Annotated in this window: 18 protein-coding genes; 8 read left to right on the plus strand and 10 right to left on the minus strand. The window is 59.1% G+C overall.

The window, feature by feature from the left end; translation table 11 throughout:
* Window positions 1-95 precede the first annotated feature (95 nt).
* Window positions 96-1,571 (plus strand): Na+/H+ antiporter NhaC family protein, encoded by a 1,476-nt coding sequence (locus BLT77_RS10210; protein ID WP_176819269.1) that lies wholly within the window; start codon window positions 96-98, stop codon window positions 1,569-1,571.
* Here BLT77_RS10210 and recJ read toward each other — a convergent pair.
* From recJ to xerD, 3 genes are all read right to left on the minus strand, one after another.
* Entirely contained in the window at window positions 1,555-3,279 is a 1,725-nt protein-coding gene (recJ, locus tag BLT77_RS10215) for a single-stranded-DNA-specific exonuclease RecJ (protein ID WP_090365172.1), read from the minus strand. The genes BLT77_RS10210 and recJ overlap by 17 nt on opposite strands.
* A gap of 80 nt (window positions 3,280-3,359) precedes the next feature.
* Window positions 3,360-4,070 (minus strand): bifunctional protein-disulfide isomerase/oxidoreductase DsbC, encoded by a 711-nt coding sequence (gene dsbC, locus BLT77_RS10220; protein WP_090365173.1) that lies wholly within the window; start codon window positions 4,068-4,070, stop codon window positions 3,360-3,362.
* 88 nt (window positions 4,071-4,158) lie between these two features.
* Window positions 4,159-5,049, minus strand: coding sequence for a site-specific tyrosine recombinase XerD (gene xerD, locus BLT77_RS10225; protein ID WP_090365174.1), 891 nt, complete (start codon window positions 5,047-5,049; stop codon window positions 4,159-4,161).
* A gap of 139 nt (window positions 5,050-5,188) precedes the next feature.
* Here xerD and BLT77_RS10230 point away from each other — a divergent pair, with 139 nt between their 5' ends.
* Window positions 5,189-6,385 (plus strand): efflux RND transporter periplasmic adaptor subunit, encoded by a 1,197-nt coding sequence (locus tag BLT77_RS10230; protein ID WP_090365175.1) that lies wholly within the window; start codon window positions 5,189-5,191, stop codon window positions 6,383-6,385.
* Window position 6,386: 1 nt separating this feature from the next.
* Complete coding sequence (locus BLT77_RS10235) at window positions 6,387-9,506, plus strand: efflux RND transporter permease subunit (protein ID WP_090365243.1); 3,120 nt, start codon at window positions 6,387-6,389, stop codon at window positions 9,504-9,506.
* Between the two features lie 150 nt (window positions 9,507-9,656).
* Here BLT77_RS10235 and BLT77_RS10240 read toward each other — a convergent pair whose 3' ends face one another.
* From BLT77_RS10240 to BLT77_RS10255, 4 genes are read right to left on the minus strand one after another with little or no spacing between them, the layout of a single operon-like run.
* A complete protein-coding gene (locus BLT77_RS10240) occupies window positions 9,657-10,091 on the minus strand; it encodes an ATP-binding protein (RefSeq protein ID WP_090365176.1) in 435 nt (144 codons plus the stop codon).
* 19 nt (window positions 10,092-10,110) lie between these two features.
* The gene (locus tag BLT77_RS10245; protein WP_218126926.1) at window positions 10,111-11,250 is read right to left on the minus strand and encodes a nucleotidyltransferase family protein; all 1,140 of its coding nucleotides are present in this window, start codon (window positions 11,248-11,250) and stop codon (window positions 10,111-10,113) included.
* A 21-nt stretch (window positions 11,251-11,271) separates the two neighbouring features.
* Window positions 11,272-11,607: an STAS domain-containing protein gene (locus tag BLT77_RS10250; RefSeq protein ID WP_090365177.1), complete on the minus strand. Its 336-nt coding sequence runs from the start codon at window positions 11,605-11,607 to the stop codon at window positions 11,272-11,274.
* A gap of 12 nt (window positions 11,608-11,619) precedes the next feature.
* Window positions 11,620-12,813: a PP2C family protein-serine/threonine phosphatase gene (locus BLT77_RS10255; RefSeq protein WP_176819270.1), complete on the minus strand. Its 1,194-nt coding sequence runs from the start codon at window positions 12,811-12,813 to the stop codon at window positions 11,620-11,622.
* A gap of 547 nt (window positions 12,814-13,360) precedes the next feature.
* Between BLT77_RS10255 and BLT77_RS10260 the strand changes: the two genes are divergently transcribed.
* Window positions 13,361-14,611 (plus strand): glycosyltransferase family protein, encoded by a 1,251-nt coding sequence (locus BLT77_RS10260; RefSeq protein WP_143026610.1) that lies wholly within the window; start codon window positions 13,361-13,363, stop codon window positions 14,609-14,611.
* A gap of 62 nt (window positions 14,612-14,673) precedes the next feature.
* On the opposite strand, the gene brnQ is transcribed toward BLT77_RS10260, so the two are convergent.
* Complete coding sequence (gene brnQ, locus BLT77_RS10265; protein ID WP_245709918.1) at window positions 14,674-15,978, minus strand: branched-chain amino acid transport system II carrier protein; 1,305 nt, start codon at window positions 15,976-15,978, stop codon at window positions 14,674-14,676.
* Window positions 15,979-16,328: 350 nt separating this feature from the next.
* Between brnQ and BLT77_RS10270 the strand changes: the two genes are divergently transcribed.
* The 4 genes from BLT77_RS10270 to BLT77_RS10285 all read left to right on the plus strand — a co-directional run bounded on the left by BLT77_RS10270 (window position 16,329) and on the right by BLT77_RS10285 (window position 21,070).
* Entirely contained in the window at window positions 16,329-17,024 is a 696-nt protein-coding gene (locus tag BLT77_RS10270; RefSeq protein ID WP_090365181.1) for a tRNA1(Val) (adenine(37)-N6)-methyltransferase, read from the plus strand.
* A 5-nt stretch (window positions 17,025-17,029) separates the two neighbouring features.
* The gene (srmB, locus tag BLT77_RS10275; protein ID WP_090365182.1) at window positions 17,030-18,244 is read left to right on the plus strand and encodes an ATP-dependent RNA helicase SrmB; all 1,215 of its coding nucleotides are present in this window, start codon (window positions 17,030-17,032) and stop codon (window positions 18,242-18,244) included.
* 46 nt (window positions 18,245-18,290) lie between these two features.
* Entirely contained in the window at window positions 18,291-18,887 is a 597-nt protein-coding gene (locus BLT77_RS10280) for a TatD family nuclease-associated radical SAM protein (RefSeq protein WP_090365183.1), read from the plus strand.
* Window positions 18,888-18,970: 83 nt separating this feature from the next.
* On the plus strand, window positions 18,971-21,070 hold the full coding sequence (locus tag BLT77_RS10285; protein WP_090365184.1) for a PAS domain-containing protein: 2,100 nt from the start codon (window positions 18,971-18,973) through the stop codon (window positions 21,068-21,070).
* On the opposite strand, the gene BLT77_RS10290 is transcribed toward BLT77_RS10285, so the two are convergent.
* Both BLT77_RS10290 and fba read right to left on the minus strand, forming a co-directional pair.
* Complete coding sequence (locus BLT77_RS10290) at window positions 21,045-21,773, minus strand: DUF481 domain-containing protein (protein ID WP_090365185.1); 729 nt, start codon at window positions 21,771-21,773, stop codon at window positions 21,045-21,047. The two genes, BLT77_RS10285 and BLT77_RS10290, sit on opposite strands and share 26 nt — an antisense overlap.
* A 192-nt stretch (window positions 21,774-21,965) precedes the next feature.
* Entirely contained in the window at window positions 21,966-23,033 is a 1,068-nt protein-coding gene (gene fba / locus BLT77_RS10295) for a class II fructose-bisphosphate aldolase (protein WP_090365186.1), read from the minus strand.
* Window positions 23,034-23,051: the final 18 nt, after the last annotated feature.

A 23,051-nucleotide genomic window follows, 5' to 3' on the forward strand; every position in this document is an offset into this window, starting at 1 on the left:
CTCATAGCGAATGCGCGAAAAAGCCGGGCAGTGCTGGCAATTGGCGTGATCCTTGGGGCATGATGGCAACAATCCAAAGGACGCCAAGCAACGCAATGATATCCAAAGAACTTTTAAGCCTGCTGCCGGTACTGCTGACCATCACCATGGCACTGGTACTGCGCCGGACCCTGCTGGCACTGGGCAGCGGCCTGCTGCTGGCGGCACTGATTCTGCACTGGGGCAGCCTCACCGGGCCGCTGGAGTACCTGAGCCTCAACTTCCTCGGCCAGCTGTACGCCGACGGCCAGTGGCAACGCTGGCACCTGGACGTCATCGCCACCATCGCCCTGCTGGGGGTGCTGACTCAACTGCTGGCGCGCAGCGGGGCGGTCGCCGCCTTTGCAGACTGGCTGTTCCCCCGCATTCGCTCCCGGCGCCAGGCCAGGCTGGCAGTGGTGCTGGTGGGATGGCTGGTGTTCATCGACGGCATCTTCAGCTGTCTGGCCAACGGCAACGTCAGCCGGCCGTTGAGTGAGCGCTACCGCATCCGCAATACTCAGCTGGCTTATCTGGTGGACAGCACCGCCTCGCCGCTGTGCTCGATTCTGCCGTTTTCCAGCTGGGGCCCCTACGTCATGACCCTGCTGGCCAGCATCAGTTTCCTGACGCTGCCGCCGCTGGCGGCGTTTCTGACCATCGCCAGTTTTAACTTCTACGCCATCGGCACCCTGTTGTTGGCGCTGGTGGTCGCCTGGACCAACCTGGGCTTTCGCGGTCCTTTGCCCGCGCCGATCGCCCGTTCAGACGAGCCGGAGCCTCAGGGGTCTCCCTGGTTACTGGGACTGCCGGTGGCGGTGCTGATTTTCGGCAGCCTGATCCTGGCGCTCCTCTCCGGCATCCAGCGCAGCGACAACGGTCAGCTGCTGCAGTGGCTGGCCAATGCCGACATCGGCGGCGCCATGCGCAACGCCTGCCTGCTGGCGGTCGCCCTGGCGCTGGGGTTACTGCGTCGGCGCCAGCATTCGTGGCAGAGCCTGGTGATCAGTGCCGGCCATGGCCTGCGCAGCGTCACGGTGGCACTGGCGATATTGATGTTTACCTGGATGATTGGCCGCGCCATTGGCGACCTGGGAACCGGCAAGGTGATGGCAACCTGGGCCGCCGCCCACCTGCACCCCGGATTGCTGCTGCCAGGGATGTTCCTGCTGTGCGCCGTGACGGCCTTTGCCACCGGCTCCAGCTGGGGCACCTTTGCCCTGATGATCCCCATCGGCGCCGACATTGCCCATCAACTGCAGCCGGAACTGCTGCTGGTGGCTCTGAGTGCAGTGATGGCAGGCTCGGTGTTTGGCGACCACTGCTCGCCCATCTCTGACACCACGGTGCTCAGCGCCACCGCCAGCGGCTGCACGCCGGTGGATCATGTCCGGACTCAGTTGCCCCTGGCGCTGTTCACCGCCACCCTGGCCCTGTTGGGGTTCACCCTGGCCGGCCAGCAGGTGCCAATACTGGTCATCTGGCCACTGTTGCTGATTCTGATGCTGCTGCTGAGCCACAGGCACCGCCGCTCACTCAGCGAGGATCGATAAACTCCACCATCAGCTGGATGCTGTCGTTGCCGCGCCAGTGATTAACGTCGAGCCGGTACGCCAGCTCGACCCACTGCACCGAGGCGTTGGGCCACTGCTTAAGGTCGACGTTAAAGGCGATGGCATCCAGCTGCAGGCTGCCACAGGCGGTCTCCACCACCATCTTCAGGTGTTTGTGTCCCACCAGACGTTGATCCAACAAGCGGAAATGGCCGTCGAACAGCGGCTCTGGAAACGCCTGGCCCCAGGGACCCGCTTCCCGCAGCACCCGAGCAGTCTCCAGGCTCAGGCTGGCCGCCGGCAATTCACCGTCACTGAGCAGCTCGCCGGTTAACTGCGACTCATCCAGCAGCTCATGCACCGCCGCATTATAGGCCTTGGCAAACGCCAGGTAGCTCTGCGCTTTCAGGCTCAGGCCGGCGGCCATGGCGTGACCGCCGAATTTGAGGATCATGCCCGGATTCAGAGTATCGATGCGCTCCAGCAGGTCACGCATGTGCAAACCAGGGATGGAGCGGGCCGAGCCCTTGAGCTCGCCGTTGCCGGCATCGGCAAAGGCGATCACCGGCCGGTGGTAACGCTCCTTGATTCTGGACGCCAGGATGCCAATCACCCCCTGATGCCAGTCGGCCTGATACAGCGCCACCCCCCAGGGCAGGTCATCATCCCTGAGTTGCAGCGATTCCAGCGCCTGCACCGCCTCCTGCTGCATCTCTGCCTCAATCTCCCGACGCTCGGCATTGAGACTGTCGAGACGACTGGCCAACTGCCGGGCGGTCACCAGGTTGTCCGCCAGCAGGCACTCGATCCCCAGTGACATGTCGTCCAGGCGGCCGGCAGCGTTGAGCCTGGGGCCGACAGAAAAGCCCAGATCCGAGGCCACCAGCCGGTCGGCGCTACGACCGGCCACCTCCAGCAGTGCGGTAATGCCGGGCCGGCAGCGGCCGGCGCGAATCCGCTGAATCCCCTGCTGCACCAGCAGGCGATTGTTGGCGTCCAGCGGCACCACATCGGCAACGGTGCCCAGGGCCACCACATCCAGCAGGGTGGCCATGTTTGGCACCGCAATCTGCTGTTGCTCGAACCAGCCCCGTTGCCTCAGCTGCCCCCGCAGGGCCAGCATCAGGTAGAACGCCACCCCCACACCGGCCATCGCCTTGGAGGCAAACTCACAGCCCGGCTGGCTGGGGTTCACGATGGCGTCGGCCTCGGGCAGCCGCTCGCCCGGCAGGTGGTGGTCGGTCACGATCACCGTCATGCCCGCCGCCTTGGCCGCATCAACCCCCTCGTGGGCCGAGATGCCGTTGTCCACGGTCACCAGCACTTCCGCCTGCATCCCGGTGGCCAGCTCCACCAGCTCAGGGCTGAGGCCATAGCCATAATCGAACCGGTTCGGCACCAGGTAATCGATCTTCTGCGCCCCCATCATCCGCATCGCCATCACCGTCAGGGCGCTGGAGGTGGCGCCATCGGCATCAAAGTCCCCCACCACCAAAATCGCCTGCTGACGCTGCAGGGCATCCGCCAACAGTACCGCCGCCGCCTCGGTACCTTTAAGGGTGGCCGGATTCAGCAATCCCTTAAGCTCCCGCTCCAGCTCGTGGCCGCCGCTTACGCCGCGACGGGCATACAACTGGCGAAGCAGATCGGGCAGGTGGGCAGGCAGGTGGCGGTCATCGACAGTGGGGCGGCGAACAATCTTAGTCATGGGGCGTCACAATCCGGGGTCACAGCGTGGAGGCAATAAAAAAAGCGGGCCTAAGCCCGCTTCGGTCTGGGAGTCCCAGCTTAACGGGTACTCAGCTGCATCTGCAAGCGTTCTGCCGGCAGATAACCGGGCACCAGGGTACCGTCTTCCAGCACCAGTGCCGGGGTACCGTTGACGCCAAAGGTGTTACCCAGGGCGTAATGTTCGGCAATGGCCGAAGCCTTATCGCAGTTGGCGGTCGGCAGCTTGTTGCCCGCTTTGGCATCGCCCATGGCCGCTTTCGGATCCTTGGCACACCACAGCTTCTCCATCTCCTTCCAGGCGCCACTGCGCTCACCTCCGCGAGGGTAGGCCAGGTAACGGATGGTAATGCCGGCATCCAGGTAGGACTGCATCTCATTGTGCAGCTTACGGCAATAGCCACAGGTGGTATCGGTAAACACCGTCACCACGTGCTTCTCTTTCGGGGATTTGAATTCGATGACGGTGTCGGCCACCTTCGCCAACAGCCCTTTGCGAACGCTGGCCATCCGCTGCTCAGTCAGGTTGGCCATCTTGTTGTTCAGGTCGTACACCTGGCCGTGAATCAGTTTGCTGCCGTCTTCGGTGACGTAGAACAGCCCCTGAGGGGTCACCACTTCATACAGCCCGGCAATGGGGCCCGGTGCAATCGCTTCTGCCGGCATACCCAGCTTCTGTTCCAGTGCCGCTTTGACTTCCGCTTCTCCCGCTGAGGCGGTGCCCGCAACCAACGCCAGCATACCCAGCAGAGAAAAAATCTGTTTTTTCATTATTTATAAACTCCATGATGCCACAGCAGTATAGACCGGGCCTTGTCAGCAGAAATTACAGTATGGGGGTACATTAGCCAAGCCTCATTCACCCTCTAGGGTGATGTTGCTCATGTATTTTTTGTAACCGCGCTTGTGCCACATGGGTATAGATCTGAGTCGTGGACAGATCACTGTGCCCGAGCAACAGCTGCACCACCCGCAGATCGGCGCCATGATTAAGCAGGTGGGTGGCAAAGGCATGGCGCAGGGTGTGGGGTGAGATGGCGACGCCAATTCCGGCACGGCTGGCGTACAGTTTAATCCGGTGCCAAAAGGTCTGCCGCTGCATCAGCAGGCCCCGTTTGCTGGGAAACAGTACGTCGGACTCCCGCCCCGCCAGCATCACCGGCCGCCCAAGCTTGAGGTACTCCAGCAGCAGCTCCAGCGCCGCTTCTCCCAGGGGGACCAGCCGCTCCTTACTGCCCTTGCCCACCACCCGGACTACGCCCTGGCGCAGTCCCACCTGTTCCAGTTGCAACCCCACCAACTCCGACACCCGCAACCCGGTGGCATACAACAACTCCAACATGGCGGCGTCGCGAAGCTCCAGCGGGTCGGCCCTATCCGGCTCATCCAGCAGGGCATTGACCTGGTCTTCACTCAAAGTTTCGGGAATGGCGCGGCTCAGTTTAGGCTGCTTGATTCGGGCCATGGGATCACTGTCGCACAGCCCCTGACGTAGGGCGTAACCGTAAAACCGCCGCAGCGCACTGAGACTGCGGGCAGTACTGGTCTTGGCCACCTTTTGGTGTTGACGAAACTCCAGATACTGACGCACCGGCTCCTCCGACACCTGCAGCAACGGCACGGAGCGCTGCTGCAAAAATTGCCGGAATCGATTCAGATCGCTGCGATAGGCGTTCAGGGTGTTATCCGACAGGCCTTTTTCGGCCCACAAGTGATCCAGAAAGCCCTCGATAACCTCTGCATCAGACACGGCTAACACCTTGGATTACAAAGGTAAGCGATCCCATTACCGAAGAAAAAAACTCACTTACAAATATCTCTGACTCGGGAGACAACATTTTGTTAACCTGTGGCACCATAACGTAAAATTATGACAAAGGAACGCGACTATGTCGGTTTGGATTCGACGATTATTGCCTATTTTCATCATCCTTGCAGCGCTGATTGGCGGACTGGCAGTGATCTTCGCCACCAAAACCCAACCTGAAGTCAAGGAGCAGGATAAAGTCCTGCCGATCATTGAAGTCAGTGAGATTCGCAGTGACAACATCACCCTGAAGATGAAGTCTTACGGCGTAGTTCAGCCCCGTCACCAGACCCAACTGGTGGCCGAAGTCAGTGGTCGGGTGGTAGAGCTGGATCCCAGCTTCATCGCCGGTGGCGAAGTCAGGCAGGGCCAGATCCTGGCCCGCATCGAACCCGCCGATTACCAGGCCGACCTGATGCAGGCCCAGGCCAACCTGGCCCAGGCCAAGGCGGTACTGGAAGAGGAGATCGCCCGCGGCAAGGTCGCCGAACAGGAGTGGAAAGGGGTTACCGCCGGCATTCCCCCGGAGCTGGGGCTGCGCAAGCCACAATTGGCTCAGGAACAGGCTAAGCTGCGCTCTGCCGAGGCCGCCCTCGCCCGCGCCCAGCGCAATCTGGAGCGCACCGTCATTCGAGCGCCCCTGGATGGGCTGATCAAAAGCCGTAAGGTCGACCTGGGTCAATACGTCAGCCTGGGGGTCATGATGGGCGAGGTGCTGGGCACCGACGTCGCCGAAGTGCGGCTGCCTCTGGCTGCCGATCAGCTGCAGTTCATCAACAACCCGGACAACCCGAACAGTCCGGTTACTCTGACTCAGGCCAGTGCCACCGGCCCGGTTCAGTGGCAGGCGCATCTGGTCCGTTCCGAGCAGGTGATCGATGAACAAAGCCGTATGATCTATCTGGTGGCAGAGCTGCACGATCCCTACAACAAAGAGGGTCAGCTGGCGTCCGGTCCGCTGAAATTCGGCAGCTTTGTCAATGCCGAGATCGAAGGCCGAACCCTGAACAACATCGTCCGCTTGCCGCGCCACAGTGTTCGCAACGGTGCGGTAATGGTGATTGGCGACGATAACCGGCTTGAGCGCCGTCAGGTAGACGTCGTCCACACCGATCTCAATTCGGTCTACATCCGCGACAGCCTTAAGAAAGGCGAACGCATCTCTCTGACCGCCCTGAACTCCTTCGAGGACGGCAGCGAGGTAAAGATCCTCGGCGAGCCGGAACCCGCCACCAACGTCAGCGACAGCCTGAGTGCGGAGGCCAATGCCAATGAGTGATATCGATACTCGCAGCGGCCTCATCGCCTGGTTCGCCCGCAACAGCGTTGCGGCTAACCTGCTGATGTTCGGGCTGCTAATTGGCGGCATCATCGCCACTTTCACCATCAACAAAGAGGTGTTCCCCCGCTTCGAACTCAACCTGCTTCGGGTCTCCGTCGGCTACCCCGGCGGCGCCCCCCAGGAGATTGAAGAGGGCATCACCATTAAAATCGAGGAAGCGATCAAGGACGTTCAGGGGATCAAGAAGGTCACCTCGGTAGCCTCAGACTCCTCCGGCAGCGTCACCATCGAGGTGGAAGACGAAGCCGATCCCGCCGAGGTTCTGGACGAGGTCAAACTGCGCATCGACACCATCTCCACCTTCCCCGAGAGCATCGAGAAGCCTGAGGTGTACCGCATCCGCCCCGAGCAGAACGTCATCTGGTTGTCCATCTACGGCGATGCCCCCCTGACCGAGCTCAAGGAGCTGGCCAAGACCATACGCGATGAGATGACCAACCTGCCGTCGGTCAGCCGGGCCGACATCGTCGGCGCCCCCGATTATGAGATCAGCATCGAGGTGTCCGAAAACAAGCTCAGGGAGTACGGCCTCACCTTTGAGCAGGTGGCCCAGGCAGTACAACGCAGCTCCATCGACCTTCCCGGCGGCGCCATTCGCGCTCAGGATGGGGACATTCTGTTGCGCACCAAGGGCCAGGCCTACACCGACGACGATTTCGCCCAGACGCTGGTGCTGACCCGCAGTGACGGTACCCGGGTGATGCTGTCGGACGTAGCCTACATCAAGGATGAGTTTGTCGAAGGCCTGCGCTACACCCGCTTCAACGGCAAACCCTCGGTGTTTGTGTCCATTAAGAGTGTCGGCGATCAAAACGCCATGACCATCTCCGAGCAGGTGCGGGACAAGGTTGACGAGCTCAAGCAGGAACTGCCGGCCAGCATCGAGATTGAGCACTGGGGCGACGTCACCTTCTACCTGGAAGGCCGCCTCAATATGATGCTGGAAAACATGGCCATGGGTGCCCTGCTGGTGTTCATCATTCTGGCGCTGTTTCTGGAGCTGAAAGTGGCGTTCTGGGTGATGATGGGCCTGCCGGTGTGCTTCCTCGGCGCCCTGTTCCTGATGCCGCCCCTGGGCATGAGCATCAACCTGCTGAGCCTGTTTGCCTTCATTCTGGTGCTGGGGATCGTGGTCGACGACGCCATTGTCATCGGCGAGTCCTCCTACAGTGAGATTGAGCGCCACGGCCACACCACGGACAACGTCATCGCTGGCGCCAAGCGGGTCGCCATGCCCGCCACCTTCGGAGTGCTGACCACCATCGCCGCCTTCGTGCCGATGCTGCTGGTGCCCGGTCCCTTTGGGGTGATCTGGAAAACCATCGGCTGGGTGGTGATCCTGTGTCTGGCCTTCTCGCTGGTGGAGTCCAAGTGGATCCTGCCGGCGCACCTGGTTCACACAAAACTGAAGAAGAAACAGCAGCTGGGTTGGCTGGGCAAACGTCAGCACGCCTTTAACCTGTGGATTCGTTACCACATCGAGCACAGCTACAAACCGATGCTGGAGCGTTGCCTGAGCCGCCGCTATACCGTGTTCACCGGTTTTGTCAGCGGTCTGATTCTGGTGATGGCAATGATGGCTGCCGGTCACATTCGATTTGTGTTCTTCCCCAACATCCCCTCCGACTTCATTCAGGTCCAGCTGACCATGGAGCAGGGCACCTCGGAAAACAGCACCCTGATCACCCTGCAGCACATGGAACAGCAGTTGTCTGACCTGGAGGCCCAGTGGGAACAGGAGTATGGCCAGACCATGGTCAAACACGTACTGGCCGATCTTGACAGCCGCAGTTCCGGCTCCTTCTTCATCGAGCTGACCAAGGGTGAAGACCGGGTACTGGATACGGTGCAGATCAGCAACCAGTGGCGCGACGCCATCGGTGAACTTCCAGGCGTGAAATCCATCGACATCGAGGGCTCCACCGGCGGTGCCGGCGCCGACATCGCCTTCCGTCTCGAGGGCAAAGACATGGAACAGATGGCCGCCGCCGCCGCCGAGCTGAAACGGCATCTGGGCAGCTACGCAGGCCTGCACGACATCAACGACAACTACTCCTCCGGCAGTCAGGAGTTGAGACTGGCCATTAAACCCGAGGCCGAATCCCTGGGGCTGACCCTGTCCGATCTGGCCCGCCAGGTGCGCTACGGTTTCTATGGTTACGAAGCCCAACGCATGCTGAGAGAGAAGGAGGAGGTCAAGGTGATGGTGCGCTATCCGGAGAACGAACGCCGCAGCCTGGGTCACCTGGAGAACATGCGCATCCGCACTCCGGCCGGCGTTGAAGTGCCCTTCTCTGCCGTCGCCCGGGTGGAACTGGCGGAAAGCTACAGTGCCATTACCCGCACCGATGGCCGCCGTGCCATCACCGTCACCGCCCGCGCCGACAAAGCCATCGTCGAGCCAGGTAAGGTCACCCAGGAGGTCAGCGAGGAGTACATGCCGGCGCTGCTAAAACGTTACCCCGGCGTCGATACCGAACTGGACGGTGCCAGCGCCGAAGAGAGCAGTGCCCTGGTCAGCCTGGGACAAGGTGCCGTGCTGGCCCTGTTTGTGATCTTTGCCCTGATGGCGATTCCATTGCGCTCCTACAGCCAGCCGCTGATCATCATGTCGGTGATCCCCTTTGGTATGATTGGCGCCGCACTGGGTCATTATGTACTCGGCCTGAGTCTGAACGTCCTTAGCCTGTGCGGCATCATCGCCCTGGCCGGGGTGGTGGTCAATGACTCGCTGATCATGGTGGACTTCGTCAATCAGGCCAGAAAGGCCGGCGCTCAAGTCAGGGATGCGGTGATCCAGGCAGGGACTCAGCGATTCCGGGCCATCACCCTGACCTCGCTGACCACCTTCCTCGGGCTGGCCCCCATCGTCTTCTTCGAGAAGAGCCTGCAGGCCCAGATCGTCATTCCGATGGCCACCTCTCTGGCATTCGGGATTCTGTTCTCCACCACCGTCACCTTGATTCTGGTGCCCTGCCTGTACCTGATGCTGGATGACTTCAAGCGCAGCCTGAAGCGCTTCTACCACTGGTGGTGGCGGCCAGCGGCCATCGACTAATCCACCGCTATATTCAAGGGACCTTCGGGTCCCTTTGGTTTTTCCTCGGCCCTTCCTGAGGTTTCAATGGCAGAGCCAACTATGTATCAAAGGCTATCGCCTCAGGTTCGAAGGGGAACCTTCGGGTCGAGATCCGTTGCAACAGCCACCCTATGCCTGTTTGGTCATTCGAAAGTAGTTGCGCTCGTTTTCCCGGTAGTAACTCTGACAATCCATCACCTGGTCGACGATCACCAGGCCGCGACCACTGGTCAGCCAGGTGCTGGGATCATCTGGGTCTGGCGCCAACAGTTGTGGTTCAATGACCCACCGGCGTTGCAATTCCGCCATGGCAATGCCCTCGTCTACCAGCACAATCTCGATGCCGTCGGCCTGTTGCCGATAATGAACCTCGAGGCTGCCGCCCGGACGATTGCCGTAGGCATGCTCCACCACGTTGTTGCCAATCTCAGCCACCGCCAGCTCAACCAGGCCGGCGTCCTCTTGCGGCAAGGCAGACAGCTCATACATGGCGGCCACCGACTTGGCCATCATGGCCACCACATCGTAACTGGCCATGCCTTTCAGAGTGATGCAGCATTCCATTGCCTTGCTCCCTTGATTGTCATTTGGTGCTGATCAGGCAGGGGGGAGATTGCCGGCGCTGACGATCCTGAATCCGGCTGTCACACAGCAATTCGTGCGCCCCAATCTCCTTCAGGGTAAAGTGATTGCCAAAATGATCGATGCAGTGATCCTGAAAGATCATTCGGTCTACGATAGCGGCAATGCCGCTAACGTAGGTGTAATCGTCCACCGAGCTGTTCTCCAGCACCGCCCCCTTCTCGATGGTGCAGTTATTGCCAATCACCAACGGTCCCCTCAGTTTGGCGCCGGTTTCAATGCGACAGCCATTGCCGATCACCACGGGCCCCTTAATGTCCAGCGCCTCCAGATCCACTACGCAGTTGATGCCCATGTGGATATTCGGCGCCACTTCACGGCCGGGAATCGGGTAGTTTTCCACCTCTCCCCTAAGAATGCTGCTGGTCACCTGCCAAATGTCGCTCAGCTGGCCCACATCGACCCACTGAAACTCAAATGCGGCAGCGTAAAACGGGATTTGCCGGCGCACCAAGTCGGGGAACAACTGTGAGCCGATGTCATACTCACCTTCAGGAGGGATGTAGTTGAAGATCTCCGGTTCAAAGATGTAGATACCTGTGTTTACCATGTCGCTGACCGCCGTCCCTTTGGCTGGCTTCTCCTGAAACGCCAGCACCTGCCCATGATCGTCGGTCTGCACCACTCCGTAGCGATGCAGAGTGTCTGCGGCCATCCACTTGGTGATGATGGTCGCCAGGCCACCTTTGCTCTTGTGCCAGGCGACCGCGGCAGTAAGATCCAGATCAATCCAGGCATCGCCGCACACCACCACAAAGGTGTCATGAAAGAAGCCGGAGCGTTGCTGCACCCGGCGCATGCCACCGGCACTGCCCAGGGCCTTGCCCACCAGCTTTCCCCCCTGCATCTCCCCTTCATAGGAGTAACACAGGTTCACTCCGTACTGATAACCATCACGGAAATAATCCTCGATCTTGGCCGCCAGATAGCAGGTGTTGACCATGATCTCGTCGATGCCGTGCAGCTTAAAGTGCTGCACAATGGACTCCATCACCGGCCGGCGCAGAATCGGGATCATCGGCTTGGGAATCATCTCGGTGATCGGCCGAACCCGAGTGCCTTTACCTGCTCCTAAAATCATACCTTGCACCAATTACCCCTCCTACGCCTTTACCGCTTTCAACGCGGCGGCCACATCGTCATGACAGTGGAAAATGCGGTCCATACGGGTCAAACGGAACAGCTGCAGCACCGCCCGTTGCAGCCCGACAATTCTTAGCTCACCACAGTTTGGTGTTTTCAATACGGCCACCATCGCCCCCAGACCACTGGAGTCCATAAAATTCACCCTGGACAGATCCAGCACAACGGGCTGGCGACCCTCGGCAATAGCGGCCTCTACACCGCTTCGAAACCCCGGAGCCGACGCCGCATCCAACCGGCTCTGGTTCAGGGTGATGATCAGATACCCATTTCGATTTTCAGTTCGCATGTCCATCGCTTATTTCCTTTACAGCCCCAGCCATTCAACGGCCAGAATTGATACATCATCGTCAAAATCCGGACCCACATTCCATCGATCCAGCTGCGCCTTGATGCTCTGCAACTGCAGCTCCATGCTCAAATCACGCTGGTGCTGCAGAGACTGAATAAAGCGGGTTACCCCAAACTCCTCATGAGTGGCGTTAAAACATTCGGTCACCCCGTCGGAATACAGATAGATGCGATCCCCGGGGGCCAACTGCACCTCATAAGAGCCATACTCCAAATCCGGCAGCATCCCTACGGGAAAACCGTTCTGAGTATGCTCAATTACCTCGTCAGAGGTCTGATGCAAGGGGCCGGGATGACCAGCCTGGCACAGTTTCAACAAGCCGGTTTTTACATTGAGTACCGCATTCACCATGGTGAAATACTGGCAGTTGTCCCCTTGTGACTGAAAGCGGTCATTGAGGGTGGCCACCACGTCGGCGGGATCGACAATCTCGTAATAGGGAGGCTGCGGCAGATCCCGCTTCATAACACTGAACCCCTTCTGTGAAGGGGACATCACGTGTTTCAAAGTAAAAGACAGCAGTGCCGACGGCAGCCCATGGCCGGACACATCCAGAAGATAGAACGAGATGTGGTGCTCATCCAGGCGGCGGTAATCAAACATATCACCACCGAGCAACGCCGAACTGGTGGCCAACCAGGAAAACTGTACCCCGGGCAACTCTCTGATCGTCGGCAGCAGCTTATGATGCATCTCTGCCGCCAGCATTACGTCATTCTCGATGCTGGCATACGCCTTCTCCAGCTTCTCCTGCTTACGCTGTAATTCGTTGTGCAGCTCGACCAACCGGCCACCGGCGCGAATGCGGGCATTGAGCTCCGCCTTGGGCGCCTGCTTGGCAATAAAGTCATCGGCACCCGCTTCAAGACCGGCGATGATCCGCTCTTCATCGTCATTGGAGGAGAACATAATGAAATACACGAAGCGCTCGACCTGCTGCTCCTGCTTCAATCGTCGACATAGCTCAAAGCCGTCCATTACCGGCATCGACCAATCGGAGATCACCAGCTGTATGCTGGTGTTATTTTGGAGGATTGCCAGCCCTTCGGCGCCATCGGCGGCCTGAAGCACCTCGTGGCCAAACCGGCTTAGAGCGGCGGCCAGCACCATACGGACATCCATGGCATCCTCAACAATCAATAGCTTCATAACGCCCCACATCCCTGTCAGTAACGCTGCGCTGTGTTTAACTAACGCTAGTAGACAAAACCACAGTCAGCAAACCTGAAAGTATTGTGAATTACAGTTAAATAAGTAGCTGGAACAGGGAGTAGGAACAGCGCCACGGAGGAGGTAAGCGCGTCCTCCCGAGTGCGCTCAAGAGCATCGCCGGAGCTGGCCAGACTTCAGACCAACATCAAAGCGCCCTGTTGGAATCGACCACTATCATCGAATGGCAGCCTGCAGGGCTAGCCGGGTTGCCGATAAAAATAGTGATGGCAACTGCCGGTGGCAAACCTGTTGCCGATGGCAGTGCATTAAAAAGGGCAGCAGGTAACACTGCCTTCGCTGCCAGCGACATTGTTGTCGCGCTCGGGCGCCATGACACTGCGCTTGAAGGCCGTAGGCGACGGGCCGCCGCCACGGCTGAATCAGGGCCGAACCCTATCAAATCATTCCAGAAAATATCTTGGTGCAAACCGGAATCCTGTCCTAGCGTTAAAGTAGCCATTCAGCTACAACCCAGGGAGGGGTTATGAGGGAGACTTTGACGCAGCTCATGGTCGAGCAGGGCAAGCTGACCCACCAGCTCAATCTCACCGATGGCCACCACCTGGCCAAACTGACCACCATGGCCGAGCTGCTACTCGCCTCGCGGATGGACCTGTTTCAGCTTAAGGCGATGGAGCAGGAGCTGATTCTGCATCAGGCCCTGGCTGCAAAAATGGCCGTCAAGCTGGCCATATCCAAACTCTGCTTACAGAAGTGTAGAGCTAACACACAGATAAGTGTGGTTTTTGCCATGTATAAAGAACACCAGCGAATGCTCAACTCCATTGAGCACCCCCATGGTGAGGACTTTATTCGCCACAAAAGCGAGCAGTTGCAGTGGCTGTGCAAGGATCTGCCCAACGTCGACTGGCGGATGATTTTGGTGGACGACGGCTGCCCTGAACGCAGCGGCCAGTGCGCCCAGAAGCGGGTCAATGAGTTGAAGCTGGGGCACAAGATCGAGGTGCGCTTCCTCAGCCGGGCCATCGCCGCCAAAGAGGGGCCGGCGGCCTCGTTGACCTCCACCGCCGACAGCCAGAAGGGCGGCTCCATCGCCTTCGGTATCTGGCACGCCGCCCGCACCGGGCCGAGCAGAAACCACTTCATCGCCTACACCGATGCCGACCTGTCGAGCCATCTGGGGCAACTGGGGCTGCTGGTGGATAACTTGAACCACCACGACAACATCATCGCCTGCGGCTCACGGCGGGAACCGACGTCGGTGGTGGTTAAACAGGGGATGCGCAATCACCGGGGCAAACTGTTTATCTACCTGTGGAAGCGCCTGCTGCCACAACTGCACAACATCATCGACACCCAGTGTGGTTTCAAGATGCTCCGCAGCGAGTTCGTCGCACCGCTGACCCGGGAGATGATGGAAACCAAGTTTGCCTTCGATATGGAGTTGCTGCTGAAATCACAACTGCTCAGCCCCCATCGCATCGGCAAGGTGGCCGTCGGCTGGATCGACAGCGATGCCCTCTCCACCACTTCCGAGCTGTCTCCCTACCTGCCCATGTTGAAATCCATCGTCAAGATGTACCGTCACTATGTGCCGGCCCAACCGATATCCGATGAGTTTGCCAGCCTGATAGAGGCCATGGATGAAACTCAGTGGAACACCCTGGTGGACACCATGGCAGCGGTGGTCGATGACACCGACATCGAGGCCATCTGCCGCCAGGAGCTGTTTAGCCCGCTCAAGCTGGCTCGGGAAGCCGGAGTACCGACATAAAAAAACGCGCCACGGGTTCGTGGCGCGTTCTCTGTTTCAGCCGAATCCGGGCCGGCCGCGAGTTAACGCATCGCCGGCTGGGGGCTGGCTTTGGCAAACAGGGCCACAAAAGTCGCCACCAGAGTCGGCAACAACCAGGCCATGCCCACATCATAGAACGGCAGGAAGTTCAGGACATCGGTATTGATACCGGCCGCCTTGACGCCATCAATCACACCAAACAGGGTCGATACCGCCACCATCAGAATCAGGCCGGCGCGCTCATTCTGCAGGTAAGGGCGCACAAAACAGAAAGCAATCAAAGCCATGGCGATGGGGTAAACCGCCATCAACACGGGAATGCTGATGGTAATCAGCTGGCTCAGACCCACGTTAGCCACCACGGCACAAAACACCGCATTGATGACCACAAAGCCGCGATAGCCAATTTTCGGCATCAATTCACCGAAGTAATCGGAACAGGCCGACAGCAAGCCAATCACCGTGGTCAGGCAGGCCAGAGTCACCACCGCACCCAACATCACCACACCATAGGAACCAAAGACCTGGTTCACGAAGGTGGTCAGAATGACACCGCCGGTATCGGCGCCCATACCCAGCACCGAACTGGTGGCACCGAGGTAGAACAGCGGCACATACACAAAGCTGAGGCCGATGGCGGCAATGATGGCAGCGATGCCCAGGTACTTGGCCTGCTGAGCGCTTTCGGTGATGCCCTTCTTACGCAGCAGATCGACGATCAGCATGCCAAACACCAGCGATGCCAGCGCATCCATGGTGCCATAGCCTTCCAGGAAACCCTTGGTAAAGGCGCCACTTTCATAGCCGCCCTGAGCCGCCACGATGGGATCCTGAGGAAGGGCAAACGCCGCCAGCGCCAGAATCGCGAACAGCACGATCAACGCCGGAGTCAGCACCTTACCGACACTGTCCACCAGCTTACCCGGGAACAGCGCCAGCAGCATGGCGATGCCGAAGAAGATCACCGAGTACAGCGCCTGGGTGGTGGCGTTGTCGCCGTTGAGGAACGGTACCGCCCCCATCTCATAGGCCACCAGCCCGGCACGGGGAGCAGCAAACGCCGGACCAATAATAATAAAGATGGCACAGGCGATAGTGGCACCGATCCAGGTGGGCAACTTGGCGGTGATCACCGGAATGCTGCCGCCGGCCTTGGCGACGGCGATCAGGCCCAGAAGTGGCAGCCCCACCGCAGTGCACAGAAAGCCAAGCATGGCCGGAAAATAGTTGTCCCCGGCCAGGAATCCGGCCATGGGAGGGAAAATCATGTTACCTGCGCCCAAAAAGAACGCGAAGGTCATAAAGCCGACACTCAGGGTGTCCATTACTGTCAATCGCTTTTCCAAACTTGCCTCTTCTTCTCTCTTTAAACTTTCTGCTCGAAAGCCTTCCCGTGTAAACTTTCGATTACAGCTAATTTTCTGTTAATGCCTCATTCATTGAGGCTTTTATAACCAATCGTTTGGTAAAAGCGAGTATCCCTGGTTGTTTTATCGTTCTTTTTTCGAAAGCGCGATTCAACTCACCATCAAATCACAGCGCAACTAATACCACGCACCACAAGCGAGCGCAATAGCCTCACCATGAAATGAAACCAAGTAACACCAAACCATTAACATTCAATCTGCACACAAGCGCAGGGTTTTTAGTCACAAATCTGGTAGAATTCGCCCCCTGTTCTGTGGCGGGCATAGAGATGGGCTTCACCTTTAAACAGTTTCACATTGATGACGACCGCTGCGGCATGAAAGTAAGTACCGACTCCATTTTGCTGGGCAGCTGGGCCAGGCTGCCCCAACAAGGGCGAATACTGGATGCGGGAGCCGGCAGTGGGCTGCTGGCACTGATGTGCGCCCAGCGCACCCAGGCTCACATCGACGCCGTTGAACTGGATGCCGGCGCCTGTGCCCAGGCCAGAGATAACGCCAGACGCAGCCCCTGGTCAGACCAGGTCAGGGTGATTCGACAGGAGATCGGGGAGTTTGCCCGGACTCAGACCCAAAGCTATCACCACGTGATCAGCAACCCTCCCTACTTCGAATCCGGAGTGGTTGCCCCCTGCCCCCAACGGGCCAGGGCCAGGCACGGATTGCCCTTTAACCAGTTGCTTGACGCTCTGGTGACGCGATTGCACCCCGAGGGGCGAGTCAGTCTGGTGATTCCGGCGACCGCCCTCGCCTCGCTGCAACAGGCGATGGCGGAACGCACGCTACACCTGAGCCGGCTGACGGCAGTAAAAACCGTCGCCCATAAGCCTGATAAACTGTATCTACTTGAACTTGCTCGTCAGGCCGTCACCTGTGAGCAGACACAGCTGGTCATCCACCACCATCAGGGGGTGTACAGCGATGAGTTCAAACACCTGACGGCCAACTTCTATCTGAATGGATAAATAACATGAGTTTCGACACCCTAGAGCTCGACAACCGCCTGATTCGAGCGCTGACCAAATCGGGTTATACCGAGCCTACCGCCGTTCAGGCAGAGGTCATTCCCGCAGCAATGGAGCAAAAAGACATTCTTGCCAATGCTCCCACCGGCACAGGTAAAACCGCCGCCTTCCTGCTGCCGGCACTGCAGCACATGCTGGACTTCCCCCGCCGGGAACCCGGCCACCCACGGGTTCTGATCCTGACTCCGACGCGGGAGCTGGCCACTCAGGTCAAAGAGTACGCCGACAAGCTGATCGGCGATCTCGGCATCACCACCGGCACCCTGACCGGCGGCGTCGATTTCGATCAGGACAACCAGATGCTGGCCAAAAACCTGGATCTGCTGGTGGCCACCCCGGGGCGGTTGCTGGATTACATCGAAAAAGAGAAGGTGGCCTGCCGCGACATTGAGATTCTGATCATCGATGAAGCCGATCGCATGCTGGACATGGGCTTCGGCCCCAATGTGGATCGCATCGCCGCCGAAGCCCGCTGGCGCAAGCAGTCGATGCTGTTCTCCGCCACTCTGGAAGGCAAGGGTATCGAGGGCTTTGCCCGCGAGCTGCTGGACGAACCGATGCGAGTGGATGCCGAACCGTCACGCCGCGAGCGCAAGAAGATCATCCAGTACTACTACCGGGCCGACGATGCCCAGCATAAACTGGCTCTGCTGAAGCGGTTGCTGGCGGATGAGGAGTGCACCAAGGCGGTGGTGTTTGTCCGCACCCGGGAGCGGGTTGAGAAACTGGTGGCACAGATGGATCGGGCAAAAATCCGCACCAACTGCCTCAAGGGTGAAATGCCGCAGGCCAAACGCGACGCCGCCGTGGCCCGCTTCAAAGATGGCAGTATTCGAGTACTGATCGCCACCGACGTCGCCGCCCGAGGCCTGGACATCAATGGCATCACCCATGTGTTCAACTACGATCTGCCCCGTCACGCCGACACCTACGTGCACCGCATCGGCCGTACAGCCCGCGCCGGTGCCAAAGGCTGTGCCATCTCGCTGGTGGAAGCCCACGATCATCCCTACCTGGGCAAGATCGAGCGCTATGTCGGCGAACCGATTCGCCGCCGGGTGATCCCGGATCTGAAACCTCAGACCAAAGAGCCCAGTGCACCGAAGAAGAAAAAGCCGGCCACCAAGGCGAAGAAAGCCAAAAAAGCCAAGAAAAAGTAATTCGTTATAATTGTCGCCCACTTCGGTGGGCGATTGAGGTCCCGCCATGAGCCAATTGGTCTACGACATTCGCAACAGCCGCTACATCAACCTGACCGGCCGCTGCACCCTGAGATGCCAGTTTTGCCCCAAACACAACGGCAGCACCGAGGTGCACCAGTATCAGTTGAAGCTGGATCATCAACCCAGCGCCGAGGCGATCATTCCGCTGCTGGCGCCCATCGACCAGTTCGATGAGTTCGTGTTCTGCGGCTACGGAGAGCCCACCCTGAATCTGGCACCGCTGCTGACCATCGCCCGCCACATCAAACAGGCCGGCGGCAAAACCAGGCTCAATACCGACGGTCTGGGTAACCTGTTCCACCGGCGCAACATCCTGCCGGAGCTGGCAGAGTGCATCGACAGCCTGTCGGTCTCCCTCAACGCCCAGGATCAAACCACCTATGAACGTCATTGCCGGCCCAAACTCAAGGGCAGCTACGACGCCGTGCGTGAGTTTATCCGCCTGGCACCAAACTACATCGAATCGGTTTCGGTCTCCGCCATCGACGGACTTGAAGGCGTGGATATCGACGCCTGCCGGCGCATCTGCGACGACGCCGGCGTTCAATTCAAACACCGCCGCCTGGACGTGGTGGGCTGACCCCCGCCGCCGTCATTCGGCCCCATAGCCGACGGCATATTCTGGTGATACAGTGAGCTACCTTCAGTCGACAGCAAACAACAATGAACCATAAGCTGACCACCTTTCTGGACTCGATGCCGGAACTGCGCGGCTCCAACCGCAAGTTCGATATGCTCTGGCCACAGATCGCGATCATCATCTGCCTGACCGCAGTCGCGCTGGGCTGGGCCTTTGGCGTCAACCTCAAGCTTCAGAAAGAGCAGCTGGGTAACCACCGTTTCTCCGAGATTCAGCTGTACAGCGATCGCATCACCGATCGGCTGCTGTCGTTGCAGAGCCGAGGCCAGGTCATCTCCCAGATCGGCGTACTGCGGTTCCTACTCAACGCACCTGAGCTGGATACCGAGCAGCTACAGAGTTATCTGCAGGGGCTGACCGACAAGCTGGAGGCGATTGAACGCATCGAACTGTACGACAGCAACAATCAGATTGTGGCCAGCACCCTCACACCCTGGCCACACTATCAGGGCCAGGCAGACAACCGGGAAACCCAGGGGGAGGGCAAGGCCCGCTACTCGCCACTGCTGATCGACACCGGCCAGCATCGCGTCTCCCACTGGCAGCGGGTGCCGGTTCCCGCCAACCCCCATGGGGTCGAATACTCGGCCATCTACGCCGATCTAACCCCGGTGCTCAGCGCCTTCTACCGGGTCGACCAGATGGGGGAGATTCCACTGCTGCTGTTCGACATCGAGGGCAAGGCCTTTAAGCTCAGCCACACCGGCGGCAATGCCCGCCTCAGCGACCAGGATCAGCAGCTGATGGCCACCCTGTGGCCACAGATTCAGGGGCAGGAGTTCGGCCAGCTCAACATCAAGGATCGCAACTTTCTGTTCCTGAGGATCAAGGCCGGTCATTTCGAGCCTTTCTACCTGGTCAGCTACTTCGACGACCATGAACTGCTGCTGCTGGCCCGGGACCATCGGCGCATCGTCGGCTCCCTGGGGCTGGTGCTGATTCTGTTCCTGTGCTGGCTCACCATTCAGAAACACGGTTTGCAGAAACAGCAGGGCCACTTCCAGCTGGCGATGGACGTGGCGGAGCAGCTGTATCAGCACGCTGGCAGCACCCTGCTGTTCTCCCCCTCGGGCAAGCTGATTCTGGCCAACCCCTCGGCCCACCGCCTGCTGGGACTCAAAGCCAGCGGCAACCAGGGGCTGTGGTTCCATCAGCTGTTTGGCAGTGATCGCGCCCAGCGCGGCTGGGAACACACCCTGGAAAGAGGACAGTGGCAGGGCCAGTTATCGCCGGGCAGTCAGGATCGCTCATTGGCGGTAGAGCTGCGTCACAGCAGCAGCAATAACCTCTTCCCGCTGGTGATTGCCAACCTGCAGCCGGTTACTGACGAGGAGAACGCCTACCGTTCCCTGACCCAGACCCAGGTCGGGCTGGCATTGATGGACAACGATCTCAATCTGCAGCTGTGCAACGCCACCTTGAGGGAATGTCTGGGGCGGGATGCGGATGACAATCGGCCGCTACCACTGAACCGACTGATCAGCCTGCCGGAAGGGATAGAGTTCAGCGATCTGCAACAGAGTGTCGCCCGCGACGGCCTGTGGCAACATCCGGTATGGCTCAAAACCCACCACCACGGCATTCAACCACGGTTAGCCAGCGTCAGCCAGGGTGACGATAAGAGTCAGTTGATCCTCACCCTACAGGCTCAGCAAGGCAATGACGACGCCAGCAACCCACCGCTGGCCGGGTTCCGGGAGATGCAGTTGATGCATCAGGACGCCACCGGGCCGGAAGCACTGTTGAACCTGCGTCAATTCCGCGCCCGCCATCAGCAGCCGCAAAGCTGGGCCATCAATCAGCGCATCGTGGTGCAGCACCTTAAGGAGCTGGCCCCACGCCACAGCTGCATCGCCCAGTTTGGCGAGGAGTTGGTGGTGCTGCTGAGCCAGAGCAGCACCAGTCAGGCAGAGGCCCTGGCCCAAGGGCTCAACGAACGCTTCGAGGACACACCGGTAGAGCTGCGCATCAGCGCCACCTGGCTGGCATCGGGCCGCTCCCTGCGGGAAGGGCTGGCACAGCTGGATGACGCCAACAAGCGACTGCCCAGTGGCCACCCCATCAGCTGGGTCGGAGACCGCCAACCACCAAATGGCCCTAGAACTTATACAGCAGAGTCATAGAAGTTTCGGTATCCAGAGACTCTTTGTCATCCACCGGCTTGGTGGTGTGCTTGATGTTAAACGCAAACTTCATCGCCAGCGCCCCCACCAGGTTGGCCGTCACCGACGACTCCGCCTTGCTGATGGTGGCATTGCCGGACAGACTCACGTCCGACGACAACTTCTGCCTAAATTCGGCGTTGTCTGAAAACGCCCACCAGAAATCCAGGTTGGCACGGGCGATGACCGAAGACTCGTTGCCCGAATCCGGTGCCTGGGCCGTATCCACACGCTTGTAGCTGTAACCAGGACCCAGTTCACCATCCAGATACATCTTATCGCCCTGATAGAGGCGATGACCGTAACCGGCGGCGACCGTGGCCACGTAACGGTAGCCGGAGAACTTATCGATGTCGTTGGACAGGAAGCCAAACAGGTAGGAGGTTTCACTGAAGCGGTTGTTGGTCTGGGCCTCGCCGTAATAGCGCTCCTTGGACACCTGATCCTCATCTTCCGTATACAGGGCTTCCAGCAGATAACGGTTTTCAAACTGTCCCAGCCAATGGGTGTACTCGGCTTTACCCTTTACCGTGGTGACTTCACTGTTACCCGTGGTGCTGGAAAAACCAAACTCCACATTTCCTGACGGCGCAATGGCCTCATCGGCGGCGCAGACACCGCAAGACACGGCCGCCATTGCGGTGGCCAAAAATAGCTGTTTCATCACGCATTCCTTTTTTACTGCTTCCCTAAATATGAGGCCAAAAATGTCCACCGGCCTCAATGGCAACAAATTTATCACAACTTAGGTCAAACGCCTCTGCTAATGATGAATTTGTAGACACCTTTTCTGATTCCGACATAAAAAAAGCGCCCTGCCAGGCAGGACGCTTATTCAATCGAATCGCTCAGAGGTTTAGATGTGGACTTTCGGGTCCAGCTCACCGGTCTGGTAGCGCTTGTACATCGCCTGCAGCGACAGCGGCTTCATCTTAGAGCCCTGGCCGGCACAGCCAAAGGCTTCAAAGCGGTCGGTACAGATCTGTGCCATCGCGTCCATGGACGCCTTCAGGAATTTGCGCGGGTCAAACTCGGACGGGTTTTCCGCCAGGAATTTCCGTACCGCACCGGTGGAGGCCAGGCGCAGATCGGTATCGATATTGACCTTGCGTACACCGTGCTTAATGCCTTCGACAATCTCTTCCACCGGCACCCCGTAGGTTTCCGGAATGGAACCGCCGTACATGTTGATCACTTCCAGCCACTCCTGGGGTACCGAGGAGGAGCCGTGCATCACCAGGTGAGTATCCGGGATGCGGGCGTGGATCTCCTTGATGCGATCGATGCGCAGCACGTCACCGGTCGGCTTCTTGGAGAACTTGTAGGCACCGTGGCTGGTACCGATGGCGATCGCCAGGGCATCCACCTTGGTAGCCGCCACAAAGCGCGCCGCCTCTTCCGGGTCGGTCAGCAGTTGGTCGTGGCTCAGGATGCCCTCGGCACCCACACCATCCTCTTCACCGGCCATGCCGGTTTCCAGGCTGCCCAGACAACCGATTTCCCCTTCAACAGACACACCACAGGCGTGCGCAAAAGCTACAGTACGCTGAGTCACCTGAACGTTGTAACCGTAGTCCGCCGGCGTTTTACCGTCTTCACGCAGGGAGCCATCCATCATCACCGAGCTGAAGCCCATCTGAATGGAGCGCTGGCACACATCCGGAGAGGTACCGTGATCCTGGTGGATGCACACAGGCACATCCGGGTATTGCTCCAGCGCCGCGTTCATCAGGTAACGCAGGAACTGAGGGCGGGCGTACTTACGGGCACCGGCAGATGCCTGCACGATCACCGGGCTGTCGGTAGCTTCAGCGGCCTGCATGATGGCTCGCATCTGTTCCAGGTTGTTAACGTTAAAGGCAGGCACGCCGTAGTTGTGCTCGGCGGCGTGATCCAGCATTTGGCGCAAAGAGATTAGTGCCATGGAAGGGCTCCTGTTATA

This window comes from Ferrimonas sediminum, from assembly GCF_900100175.1.
Classification (GTDB): domain Bacteria; phylum Pseudomonadota; class Gammaproteobacteria; order Enterobacterales; family Shewanellaceae; genus Ferrimonas; species Ferrimonas sediminum.